Origin of the sequence: Nonomuraea sp. NPDC049714 (assembly GCF_044465295.1) — a bacterium.
GTDB lineage: Bacteria > Actinomycetota > Actinomycetes > Streptosporangiales > Streptosporangiaceae > Nonomuraea.
This window is the reverse complement of the sequence record NZ_JBITLM010000003.1, coordinates 285366-297451: the sequence shown is the minus strand read 5'-3', so window position 1 is coordinate 297451 and position 12086 is coordinate 285366. Positions and strand designations below refer to the sequence as shown.

At 70.7% G+C, this 12086-nt stretch carries 9 protein-coding genes; 5 read left to right on the top strand and 4 right to left on the bottom strand.

Translation table 11 applies throughout. The annotated features are described in order from the left end of the window. Positions 1 to 13: 13 nt before the first annotated feature. Positions 14 to 835 carry a carbohydrate ABC transporter permease gene (locus tag ACIBQX_RS14625; RefSeq protein ID WP_397004425.1) on the bottom strand — a complete coding sequence of 274 codons (822 nt, stop codon included), beginning with the start codon at positions 833 to 835 and terminating at the stop codon, positions 14 to 16. Next, positions 835 to 1791 (bottom strand): carbohydrate ABC transporter permease, encoded by a 957-nt coding sequence (locus tag ACIBQX_RS14620; RefSeq protein ID WP_397004423.1) that lies wholly within the window; start codon positions 1789 to 1791, stop codon positions 835 to 837. Before ACIBQX_RS14620 ends, ACIBQX_RS14625 begins: the two co-directional genes overlap by 1 nt. A 154-nt stretch (positions 1792 to 1945) precedes the next feature. Between ACIBQX_RS14620 and ACIBQX_RS14615 the strand changes: the two genes are divergently transcribed. The 4 genes from ACIBQX_RS14615 (at position 1946) to ACIBQX_RS14600 (ending at position 9003) form a co-directional block, all read left to right on the top strand. Next, positions 1946 to 2992: a LacI family DNA-binding transcriptional regulator gene (locus ACIBQX_RS14615; RefSeq protein ID WP_397004421.1), complete on the top strand. Its 1047-nt coding sequence runs from the start codon at positions 1946 to 1948 to the stop codon at positions 2990 to 2992. 88 nt (positions 2993 to 3080) lie between these two features. Then, the gene (locus ACIBQX_RS14610) at positions 3081 to 6149 is read left to right on the top strand and encodes a hypothetical protein (RefSeq protein WP_397004419.1); all 3069 of its coding nucleotides are present in this window, start codon (positions 3081 to 3083) and stop codon (positions 6147 to 6149) included. 39 nt (positions 6150 to 6188) lie between these two features. Beyond that, positions 6189 to 6809 (top strand): L-threonylcarbamoyladenylate synthase, encoded by a 621-nt coding sequence (locus ACIBQX_RS14605; protein WP_397004417.1) that lies wholly within the window; start codon positions 6189 to 6191, stop codon positions 6807 to 6809. Between the two features lie 70 nt (positions 6810 to 6879). Then, positions 6880 to 9003 carry a hypothetical protein gene (locus ACIBQX_RS14600; RefSeq protein WP_397004415.1) on the top strand — a complete coding sequence of 708 codons (2124 nt, stop codon included), beginning with the start codon at positions 6880 to 6882 and terminating at the stop codon, positions 9001 to 9003. 51 nt (positions 9004 to 9054) lie between these two features. Here ACIBQX_RS14600 and ACIBQX_RS14595 read toward each other — a convergent pair whose 3' ends face one another. Continuing rightward, positions 9055 to 9882, bottom strand: a complete 828-nt coding sequence (locus ACIBQX_RS14595) for an alpha/beta fold hydrolase (protein ID WP_397004413.1) — start codon at positions 9880 to 9882, stop codon at positions 9055 to 9057. 73 nt (positions 9883 to 9955) lie between these two features. On the opposite strand from ACIBQX_RS14595, the gene ACIBQX_RS14590 reads away from it, so the two are divergent. Then, complete coding sequence (locus ACIBQX_RS14590) at positions 9956 to 11032, top strand: sigma-70 family RNA polymerase sigma factor (protein ID WP_397004411.1); 1077 nt, start codon at positions 9956 to 9958, stop codon at positions 11030 to 11032. Positions 11033 to 11115: 83 nt separating this feature from the next. Here ACIBQX_RS14590 and ACIBQX_RS14585 read toward each other — a convergent pair whose 3' ends face one another. After that, positions 11116 to 11751, bottom strand: coding sequence for a hypothetical protein (locus tag ACIBQX_RS14585; protein WP_397004409.1), 636 nt, complete (start codon positions 11749 to 11751; stop codon positions 11116 to 11118). Positions 11752 to 12086 lie beyond the last annotated feature (335 nt).

The following is a 12086-nucleotide window of genomic DNA, read 5'->3' as shown; positions in this document are numbered from 1 at the left end:
GGGGACGGCGGCTCTAGCCTTTGAGTCCGCCGGCGAAGCCTTTGATGATGTGTCGCTGCAGCGCGAAGTAGACGACGAGGATCGGGATGACGCTGATCACCAGGCCGGCGAAGATCAGCGGCCACTGCGACACGTACTGGCTGACGAAGCCGTAGATGGCCACCGGAGCCGTGGTGTTGTCGCTGCCGCCCAGGTAGAGCAGCGGGGTGAAGAACTCGTTCCAGATGCCGACCGAGTTGAGGATCACCACGGTGCCGGTGACGGGACGCAGGAGCGGGAACACGACGCTGACGAACGAGCGCACCGGCCCGCACCCGTCGATCAGCGCGGCCTCCTCGTAGTCGAGGGGCAGCTCACGCAGGAACATCGTGTAGAGGAACACCGAGAACGGGATCTGCTGCCCGACGTTGATCAGGATCACCGACCAGAGTGAGCCGAGCAGCCCCACGTCGCGCATGGTCGCGTACAGCGGGAGCAGTGCGAGCTGGCCCGGGATGAGCAGCCCGCCGATGACGAAGAAGAACGTGTAGCGGGACCAGCCGCGGGTCACGCGGGCCAGCGGGTAGGCGGCCATCGCCGCGAAGGCGACGATCAGGATGACGCTCAGCGAGGTGATGGCGAAGCTGTTGGCCAGCGCCGCCCCCAGGTTGGCCTGGGTCCACGCCTCGGCGTAGTTGGCTAACGTGGGCGGCCATTCCAGGGCGAGCGCGCTGGTCTGGCTGTCCTGGGGTTTGAGCGACACGTTGAGCAGGCCGGCCAGGGGGACCAGGAAGGCCAGCGCGAGCAGGATCAGCGTGACCTCACGGGTCAGCGTCCGCCAGGAGTATCGGTGCATCAGGAGCTCCTCCTCTGTGTCAGGCGGAACTGCACCGAGGCCAGGAACGCGATGATCACGGTCATCACGACCGCCAGCGCGATCGAGAAGGGGAAGTCGCCGAGCGAGAAGGCGCTCTTGTAGATCGCCGTCGAGATCGTCTCGGTCGAGGTGCCGGGGCCGCCGCCGGTCATGGCCATCACCTGGTCGAACTGCTTGAGCCCGCCGATCAGGCAGAGCATCACGTTGATCACGACCGCGCCGTTCAGCAGGGGCAGCACGACCCGGCGGAACTTGCTCCAGGCGCCCGCCCCGTCGATCGTCGCCGCCTCCAGCACCTCGGCCGGAATGGCCTGCAGCCCGGCCAGGTAGATCACCATCGAGTACCCGGAGAACTGCCAGACGATCTCGGCCACGATGGCGTACAGCGCCGTGTCCGGATCGCCGAGCCAGTCATGGGCGAGCCCGCCCAGCCCCACCGCGCGCAGCGCGTCGTTGAGCGCGCCGTCGGGTGAGAGCAGGAAGCTCCACACGTATCCGGCCACCAGCGGCGTCAGCACCACCGGCGCGAAGAAGATCACCCGCAGCAGGTACCGGCTCTTGACCATGCTGTTGACGCCGAGCGCCAGGAGCAGCCCCGCGACGTTCTGCGCCACGGTGGCCACCGCCGCCAGGATGAGGGTGTTGACCAGGGCGTCGCCGGCCGCCCGGTCGGAGAAGACCGCGCCGAAGTTGTCCAGGCCCACGAACGACCAGTCGGCGCGCAACCCGTTCCAGTCGGTGAAGGAGAACAGCGCGCCGTTCACGCTGGGAGCCACGACGATGAAGAGATAGACCGCGATGGCCGGTACGAGGAACCACCAGGGAGCTCGTACGCCCACCCGGCGTTTCTTGCCGCCCGGTGCGGCGGGGGGCGTTCGCGCGGCCGGATCCCGCGCCCCGGGCGCGGCCGTCGTGGTCGCATGCGGCAAAGCCACCGTATGACTCCTCTCGCAAGTCTCGTGAATCGATTCACAGCGTGTCGGGCAGGTTACGTGTCGCCGGGATTCGATGTCAATGGAGTGGCGTGAATCGATTCACAGACGCGCTAGGCTAGCGGTGACCCTGCGGACCTGACCCAAGAGGAGATCGATGACGCTCGAACCGGCGCCGAGGCGGCCCAAGGCCGCGGATTCGCTCGCCACGGTCGGCGATGTCGCGACACGCGCCGGAGTGTCCCGCGCGACCGTCTCCTACACGTTCACCCAGCCGGACCGCGTCTCGCCCGAGCTGCGCCAGCGGGTCCTGGCCGCCGCCGACGAACTCGGCTACGTCGGCAACGACGCGGCACGGCGGCTCCGGGTCGGCCACAGTCTCGCGCTCGGTCTGCTCGTCTCCAGCACGGGCAACCCCGTCTACGCGGAGATCGCCGCGGGGGCCGAGGCGGAGGCCGCCGCCCATGGCCGCTTCATCCTGGTCGCCAACAGCGACGAAAGCCGCGAGCGAGAGCGCGCCTACCTCAAGTTCTTCGAGTCTCAGCAGGTGAGCGGCATCCTGGCCGTCCCGGTCGCCGGTGTGCCCACCGAGCTGATCGAGCTGAGGAAGCGGGGGACGCCGTTCGTGCTGGTCGGCATCGCCGAAGGCCCGCACGACTACCCCGCCATCTCCGGCGACAACGAGCGAGGAGGCCACCTCGCAGCCTCGCACCTGCTGGCCCAGGGGCGGCGACGCCTGCTCTTCGCGGGCGGCCCGCACCCCCACGTCGATCTCCGGCTGGCAGGGGCGAAGCGAGCCGTCGCCGAGTCCGCGACGCCCGCCACGATCGAGGTGATCCGGGTGCGGGTCCAGACCGCGAAGGCCGGCGAGGCGGTCGCGGGGGAGCTGGCCGGGCGGTCGAAGCCGGGCCTTCCCGACGGGATCGTGGCGGGTAACGACCTGCTCGCGCTCGGCCTGCTGCACGGGCTGATCACGGCCGGGATCCGGGTGCCGGAGGATCTCTCCCTGGTCGGCTACGACGACATAGAGTTCGCCGACTTCGCGATCGTGCCGCTCACCACCATCCGGCATCCCTCGGCGGCGCTCGGCGCCAGCGCCGTCCGCATCCTGCTCGGCCTGGAGAAAGAGCAGGACACGCAGGGGCGTTTCGACCCTGAGCTCGTGATCCGGGCGACCTCGCTCCCAGGCGGCGGCCTCGCGTAACGGCCGTTGACATCGTGACGAGGCCGTCACTACGATCTGCGCACACCGCGCCGTGAATCGATTCACAGCGCCTCCTGGAGGCACGATCATGAGCTTGACACCCCCCGGCGCGGGCCGCCGGATCATCGCGGTGGCCGTCAGCGCCGCGCTGGCCCTGACAGCGACCCCGCCGGCCACGGCTCAGACATCAGGACCGCTGCCCGAGGTCGCCGCCCTCGATGCGGGCACGATCGACCTGGGCGACTTCACCGGCCTGGAGCAGCAGATCGCCCCCTACCTCGCCAACCTCGCGCGGCTGGCCAACAGCGTCGACGACGACGGCTTCATCACCTGCGGCTGCTGGCGACCGGGCCAGGGGCGGAACGACGCGCGCGTCATGGAGAACGTCCTCACCCTCGCCTACTTCTACACCGCCGACCGCCCATGGAACCCGTACCACCGGGACCGGAGCCTGCGTGCGCGCCTGGAGGCCGCCCTGCGGTTCATGCTCAGCACCCAGAACGCCGACGGCTCGTTCCCCCAGGGCGGCGGCGACCTGCACTCGCGGGCCGCGACGGGCTTCGCGCTCGAACTGTACGCCTTCATGCTGGAGATGCTCGACGCGGACGGCACGGTCGAGGCGAGCCTGGTCGCCTCCCTGACCGAGGCCATGAGGGCGGCCGCGAGGTGGTTCCTGGAGGATGAGGAGGTGTGGGGGCCGCGTGGCTCCCAGTTCGCCAACCAGGTCGCGGGCGGGCTGGTCGGCATCTCGCGCCTTCTCGTCCGCCTCGACGACGCGGCGTTACGCGTACGGTTCCAGCAGCGCCTCGCCGACCACGAGAGGATCGCGCAGAGCGAGGCCGGCTTCTACCGGGACGGGACGGTCGCCCACCGGTACAGCCTCGAAGTGCACTCCGAAGACCTCGTCGGCTGGGGCGACCCCGCGACCCGGGCGACGATCGACCGGATGCAGGCGCGTTACCTGGACTGGGCCCAGTACAACCTGCTCTACGACGAGCGGCTCGACGGCTACGCCATCAACACGGCGGCCGACTCACGCCACCGCGGCTGGAACCACGCCGACGAGTTGCCCATCGGCTCCAACGACCTCTGGGGCTCGGTGATCCCGCAGGCGCGTGCCTACGCGGCCACCCGCGAGGAGCTCCAGGAGCGCCGGGCGGCCTTCGCCCAGGCGGGCTGGGCGGCCTCGGTCCAGCCGTTGATCGCGCCGACGTGGGCCTACCTCGATCCCTCGGTCATCCGTGACGTCGCGCTGAAGCAGGAGTACCACCCGACCGCCGCCGAGCGTCGCGAGGCGATCGGCACCCTCCGCCCCTACGCGGGCGCCCCGTACACCGAATACCGCGCGGACTCGGTCACCGGCCAGCGGTTCGTGTTCGCCAAGCGCCCCTCGTACGTCGCGGGCATGGGCTTCGGCAAGCACGTCGACACTCAGTACGGCTTCTGGGACAACCAGCGGTTCGGGCTCGGCTACCTCTACGACCCGCGGCTCGGCGTCGTCATCCAGAGCCAGAACGCGCCGAGCCCCGGCGCCCCCCGGACCCGCCCGGCGGACGCGGAGCTGTCCTGGGGCACCGGCTGGGTCGCCGCGGACGGCGTGCACGTCGACGCCTATGACCAGCCGGTCCCCACGTTCTTCCGCGACGGGACGCCCGTCGATCCCGCGACGGTCTCCGGCTCCGACGCTCTGGAGATCCGCTACGCGGCGGCGGGCAGCCCGGTGGCCAAGTCCGTCACCCTCGGTGATCGCCTCAAGGTGCGGGTCGAGAGCTCGGGCGAGTTCTTCGAACGCGTCCCGCTGGTGCTCGACCCGGACGACACCGTCCAGTGGATCGGCGGCGATGGCGGAGAGGTCGAGGTCGGCTCCCGGGCGACCGCCGAGAACGTCTCCGGCGTCGTCGTCAACCGCGACGGGCGCAGCGTGGAGATCCGCTGGACCGGCGCGGGCGGCGCGGCCCTGTGGCCCTCCGCCTTCCCGGTGGCGGGCGGAGACCGTACGCTCCAGGTCCTCGATGTCAGGGCCACGGGCAGGCTGGAGTACGACATCCGCGTCCTCGACGACGCGTGCGCCGGCTCGGACGAGTCGGCGACGGTCCGCATCGGTGGCAGGGACACCGGGGTCGCCAACGCCGACGACGGCACCGGCTGCACGGTCGCCGACCTCCTGCGCGCCGGCGAGCAGTGGGACGGCCACGCCGCCTTCGTCCGGCATGTCACGAAGACATCGGCGGCGCTCGCACGCCAGCGGGTGCTCACCCGGCGCGACGCCGCCCGCCTGGTCGCCGCCGCGGCCCGCTCCGACGTCGGCCGCGACCTGGTGACCGCCACCGCGGACCGCACCGACGTCGTGGCGGGGCAGGAGGTCGTCGTACGCGTCGCCGGACGTGGCATCGGACGCGGCATCGGCGAGGTGACGGTCTCGGGCCCCTGCCTCAGCGGTGACGCCACCGCCTCGGGCCCCGCCGAGCTGAAGGTCACCGTACGTGAGACGTCGCTTCCCGGAGCGTGCCGCCTCAGCGCGGAGACGCTGCGTGCCGACGGGACGGCCGAGATCGACACCGTCGACCTGCGCGTCGTGCCGGACGCCCAGGGGGTCGTCTTCCGCGACAGCTTCTCCTCGGCCGCCGCGACGTCCGAGGCGTGGACCGCCGTCGACGGCTCATGGGCCGTGGTCGACGGGACATACCGCCAGCGGGACACGACGCGCACGGGCTGGAAGTCCGTCGTGGACGACCTGCGGATCGCCGACGGCTTCGTCGAGACCGAGCTCGACTTCCGTACGCTCGCGACCTCGACGGCGTTCGCCGGCGTCCAGGTGCGTACGGCGAGACCCGGCGACGCCTACACCCAGTCCGGATACCTGGTCTACCTGCGCCCCGACGGCTCGGTCGACGTTCACCGGGCGGGCGTCGGCGTCATCGCGACGGGCGCCGGAGCCGCCGTGACGGGGCCGGCCAAGCTCCGCGTCGAGATGCGCGGGGCCGAGATCCGCGCCTTCGTCGGCGCGGAGACGACACCCCGTGTCAGCGTCACCGACCCGGAACCGATCACCGGACCGGGATCCGTGCACCTCATCACGGGCCGCGCGGCCGTCGACTTCGACGATCTCCGCGTCGGGGCGGCACCGGCCGCCGGAACCGCCCTCGGTTCGGGGTGAGTGTCATGGGGTGTCGTGGCCGCTCCTAAGATCGAAGGTGTGGCGAAGTACTTCGATGTGCATCCGGACAATCCGCAACCTCGGCTGATCAGCCAGGTCGTCGACCTCCTGCGGGCGGACGGCTTGATCGCGTACCCGACGGACTCGTGCTACGCCCTGGGGTGCCGGCTGGGCAACCGGGACGGGATCGACCGGATCAGGGAGATCCGCAGCCTCGGCAGCGACCATCACTTCACCCTGATGTGCGGGGACTTCGCGCAGTTCGGCCAGTTCATTCATCTGAGCAACGCGCTGTTCCGCTCGGTCAAGGCGGCGACCCCCGGCGGTTACACGTTCATCCTGCCCGCGACCAAGGAGGTGCCGCGGCGGCTGATGCATCCCCGGAAGAAGACGGTCGGCGTCCGGATCCCCGATCACGTCGTCACGCAGGCGCTGCTGGCCGAGCTCGGCGAGCCGCTGCTGTCGAGCACCCTGCTGCTGCCCGACGAGACCGAGCCCCTGACGCAGGGCTGGGAGATCAAGGAGCGGCTCGACCACGAGGTGGACGCCGTCATCGACGCCGGCGAGTGCGGCGCCACGCCGACGACGGTCGTCGACTTCTCCCAGGACGAGCCGGAGATCCTCCGCCGGGGCACCGGAGACCCGTCGCTCTTCGAGTAGCCCGCAGTGGCCAGACCGGTTCCGGCAAATGGGGAGCGATCTGGACAAGGTTCCTGTCACCGTTCGATCCGTGACTTCCGCCGACGAGCTACGTGAGTCCGGCGTTCTGTGGCGCAGCTACCTGAGCGCCGGGCGGCACCTGGTGCCCCTCGTGCTGCCCGGCGTGCTGGTGTACGTGCCTGTCTCCGTGCTCGTCCAGCTGATGCTGGTGGTGTCGCTGGACGACTCGGCGGCGGTGATCAACGACCGGCTCCACTTCATCGGCGGGTCCGACGGCTCGCTGCTGATCTGGGCGGGGCTGCTGGTGACGGCCGGCATCCTGGGGCAGGCGCTGGTGTTCCCCGGGACGGTGGTCCTGGCCGCTGGACGGCTCGTCGACCGGCCGGTGTCGCCTGTCGCGGCGCTGCGGGCCGCCGCTCGACGGCTGCCGTCCACGCTGCTCCTGGTCGTGGTGGGAGCGCTGGCGTACGCGGTGGTGGTGGCCGCCGGGTTCGGCGTCCTGCTGCTGACCCGCCAGGAGTGGATGGCCATCGCCGTGATGGTGACGCTGGCGCTGACGGCGACGCCGGGGCTGCTGGCCGTGCCCGGCGTCATGCTGCACGGCTGTACGGCGCTGGGCGCGATCCGCCACGCCTACCGGCTGAGCAGGCTGCGCCGTAGGGCGACGGCGTTCACGCTCGCCTTCGGCGTGGTCGTCGTCCCCGCCGCGGCGACCTGGGGCTTGGGACGGGGGCTGGGGCTGCTGCCCGGCGCCCTGGAGACCGTTGGATCGGGCGTGGCGGGATTCGCGCTGGCCCTGGCCGTCACGCCCGTCCAGGCGGCCGTGGTCACCCGTCAGTTCCTGCACTGCCTGGCCTGGCGGGACTCGAACGAGGTCGAGGACCTGGTACGCGGCCTCCCCGGCAGTCCGCCGGGCCCGTTCAGGCGCGCGCTGTTGCTGACTGTGTTGCTGCCCGGGGTGCTGTTCAGCGGGGTGGTGCTGATCAATCCGTTCGGCTGGCTGGAGGTCTCCCAGACGAACGTGACCGAGTCGTGGCAGAAGGCGGAGCCGTCCGGTTCCTCGGGCTCCTCTGCCGACGGTCCGGAGTTGCGGCCCTTCGACCTGCGGGACGTGCACGCCGGCCGTGGCGGGATCCTGGCCATGGTCATCGACGGCTACGACGATCACGCCAGCCTGCTGACCTGTGCCGACACCTCCTGCGAGAAGACGAGTTTCACGTGGGCGGAGCAGCCGGTCGCCGGCACGGATCCGCTTCCCGGCGCGGTCAGCGTCCGCCTGCCCGACGGGCGGCTCCTGCTCACCACCTGGTCGGGAGAGGCCCTCAGGATGCTGACGTGTGAAGCGGGTGCGTGCGTGCCCGTCCCCGGCGGTGGGATCGTCGCGAAGGCGGAACGTCCGGCGTTCTACGCGGGGGTGGCGATGGCCGTGCGGCAGGGCGGCCTGGTCGTGGCCTTCGCCGACAAGGAGCGGGTGAAGGGTGACGCGGACCCGACCAAGGACATCGTCTCCTTCGTCTTCTGCGCCGACGTGGCCTGCGCACGCCCGGAGCAGAAGCGGGTCGCACGGCTGGACGCCACCTCGTACCTGCCCGGCGTGCCCAGCCTGGCCGTCACGACGGCACCTGGCGGCCGGCCTGTCGCCGCCCGGTTCGACACCCACAACGGCCAGATCCATGTCATCTCCTGTGCGGACGCCGCATGCCTGCGCACCCGCGTGACCAGGCCCGTCCCTCCCTACCCGCCGAGTGTCGAGAGTGAGCGGGGCCGGGACACCGGCCTGGCCCTGGTGGTACGGGCGGACGGCCGGCCGCTGATCGCCTACCGGGACAGGAACGATCGCGCGACCAAGCTGCTCGACTGCCGCACACCCGACTGCGCCCGGGCCGAGGTGATCACCCTGGACGCCGGCGGCCCTTACCGGTCGACCCCGGTGATGGTGCTGGACCGGGCGGGCCGTCCGCTGGTCGCGTACCAGAGCCACGACGGGACACGCCTCATGCTCGCCACCTGTACGGGACCTCGCTGCGTGCGCACCGCCGTGGCCAGGATCGGATGGGGCCCCGGCGACGGTCTGGCCATGACCCTCAACGACCAGGGGAGACCCACGATCGCCTGGATGGACGACAACGACGCGCTGTTCGGCGGCGAATGGCGCCTGATCGTCACCACACCGCTGAACCTGGGCGCGGACTGAATCCCCGCATTCCGGGAGCCTTCCGCCTGGGCGTCTCAAGTCGTCCGGTGATCAGCTCTCGCGCAGGACCGCGCGCAGCCGGGTGACGAACCGCTCGGGGTCGTCGGCGAACCCGGTGTGGTCGCCGGGGAACGTCGTCGGCTCGATGCCGAGCGCCGTGGCGAGCGCGGTCGACGTGCGGTCGCAGAGCTGGCCGGTGGACTCCTCGCCGATGCCGATCACGATGCGGGTCGGCACCTCGCGCAGAGCCGTGATGTCGGGCTCCCAGCGGGTGGTCGGGCGCAGCTCGTGGGCGAACCAGCGGCGCTCGTCCGCGACCTGCTGAGGGTCGCGCTCCCCGCCGAACATCTGCTCGATCAGCCCCTCCGGCAGGAAGATGTCGGCCTGGGCCATGAACTTCTTCCAGGCCCCGACGACGTCACCGGCGAAGTAGGTGGCGATCATGTCGTCGGCTCCCGCGTGCAGCCGCTCGCGGTCGTCGAGCACGGCGTAGGCCGGGTGCTCGTGCGCGACCACGGTGTGGACCTGCTCGGGACGGGCGATGGCGAGGGCCAGCGCGCTGACGGCGCCGCCGCTGGAGCCGAAGACCGCGGCCGGGCCGGCGTCCAGGTGGGTCAGGAGCCGGGAGAGGTCGTCGGCGCGCAGCTCCGGGGTCGAGTCCTGGTCCGGGTCGTCGACCGGGCTGCGGTTGATGCCTCGCGGATCGGTGGTGAGCACGGTGTGGTCGGTGGCGAGCAGGTCGGCCGCCGGCGCGAAGGAGTCGGCGCCCATCGGCGCGCCGACGAGCACCACGAGGGGGCCCTCGCCGCGCACCTCGTAGTACAGGCGCGCGTCGGGAACCTCCAGCGTCGCGGAGATGGCGGGCATCGTCTGGCTCATCTGGGCCTCCTGGCAGGGGACATCGGTGTCCGGTCGAAGTAGGGACTCCCTGCGGAGGGCACAATCGTCGCTTATGGAGAAGAATTCTGCACGGCCTGCCGACGCGCCGACGCGGGACGACCTGACGTCGGCCCGCGACGGGGACGACGCGCCGGCGCAGGATGATCTGGCGCTCGCCCGCGACGGTGACGGCGCGGCGTTCACCCGCCTCGTCGCGCCGTTGCGCGGGGAGTTGCACGCCCACTGCTACCGCATGCTCGGCTCCACCCACGACGCCGACGACGCTCTGCAGGACGCCCTGCTGCGGGCGTGGCGCGGGCTGGCGCGTTTCGAGGGCCGTAGCTCGCTGCGCTCCTGGCTCTACACCGTGACCACCCGCACCTGCCTGGACCTCGTCGAGGCGCGCGGCAGGCGAGCGATGCCCGTCGACCTGGGCCCGGCCAGCGACCATCCCGTGGTCGACGCCGTCCCCCTGTCCGACGTCGCCTGGCTGGGCCCCTACCCGGACACGGCCATCGCCGGCGGCCCGGCCGCGCGCTACGAGCAGCGCGAAGCGGTCGAGCTGGCGTTCGTCGCCGCCCTGCAGCACCTGCCGGGCAACCAGCGGGCGGCCCTGGTGCTCTTCGAGGTCCTCGGCTTCTCCGCCGCCGAGATCGCCGCCATGATGGACACCTCCGCCACGTCGGTGAACTCCGCCCTCGCGCGGGCTCGCCGGGTCGTCGCGGAGAAGGTCCCTGCCCGTACGCAGCAGCAGACGTTGCGCAAGATCGGCGACGCGCGCCTGCGGGAGATCGTCACCGGCTACTCCAGCGCGCTCGAACGCGACGACGCCGACGCGCTCGTCGCGCTGCTGACCGAGGACGTCACCTGGTCGATGCCGCCGCTGCCGCACTGGTACCGCGGGCTGGAGACGGTCACCGAGTTCGCCGTGCGGGTCCCGCTGAAGAGCTGCGGCGCCTGGCGGCACCTCCCGACCGGCGCGAACGGCCAGCCCGGCGTGGGCTGCTACCTCTGGAACGACGACGCCGGCGCGTACCTCGCCTGGGCGGTCAACGTGTTCACGCTGCGGGAGGCGTACATCTGCGAGATCACCTCGTTCATCGGCCCCGAGCACTTCACCGCCCTCGGACTGCCCGCCTCGCTGCCCTGAGAGCGGGTGGCGCGCACCACCGCCGCTGGTCGCGTCGTCCGCCGGACGACAGGAAGGCGTCGTAGCGGTATGTCCCGGACTCCTCAGGGGACCGCACTGGCCATGGCCTCCGGTTCGCGAACGCCGGCCAGTTTGGCGAATCCCATCGCGTAAGCATGGATGCGTCGCTGCGCCTCACGGAGCTCCGCGCGGCAAGCGGCGTTCTCCGGCCAGTCGGTCTCGGTGGCGTCCGGCCGTGCCTGCTCGAATTCGCGGAGCCGAGGGTGCCACTTCGACAGGAACGGGCGGAGCTCCTGGTTGAGCATCGTGATCGCCAGGTGCTCGACCGTGCGCCCGCCTGGCACCGGGACCGACGGCCTGCTGGACTTCAAGGTGTCGCGAGTGGTGGCGAACAGGCCGTACAGCGACGTGAGCGCTTCCCGGGTCAGGCCTTCGTCGTCGTCGAGCGGCTGCGTGGACACGCGGGTCACAGTCTCCACGAACAACTGCCAGGCGACGTTGCGGCTCTCGTTGTTGACCACGAACGTCAACTCGCTCAGCTGCGGAACCGACACCTTCACCTCGGTCAGCCGGGCCGACCGGTTGTAGATCTGGATCACCACGATGCCCGCCATCCCGGCCACCGCTCCTGCGGTGATGTAAAGACCGCGACCACCGATCCGGGTCAGCTCGAAAATCACCAGACCGGCGAGAGCGCCGACGACGGCCGCTGCTAACACGCGGATGAGCCGCCTCCGGAGAAGGGCACTTACCTGGGTCCTCACTTCCACGACCCGACTTTACCTGCGGCGTACTCGATTGACAGCTACCGCCAGTTGTCCGCCCTAATTGTCCTCCTTTGTTGCCTTTGAGGCAGCTCGTCCACCTATGCGGGTGCTCGCTGAAATAGCCGTCGACCTCCTTAATTACTCGCATACAAGTCACCGAATATCGATCACTTAGGGTGATTTAAAGACAACTATCCGTCAACTTTGCGCAGATGGGCCAGGGAATGATAATGATTTCCATTGCGAACGCAGGCGTGGCCTGACGGGGTCACGCCGGTGCCCCTTCT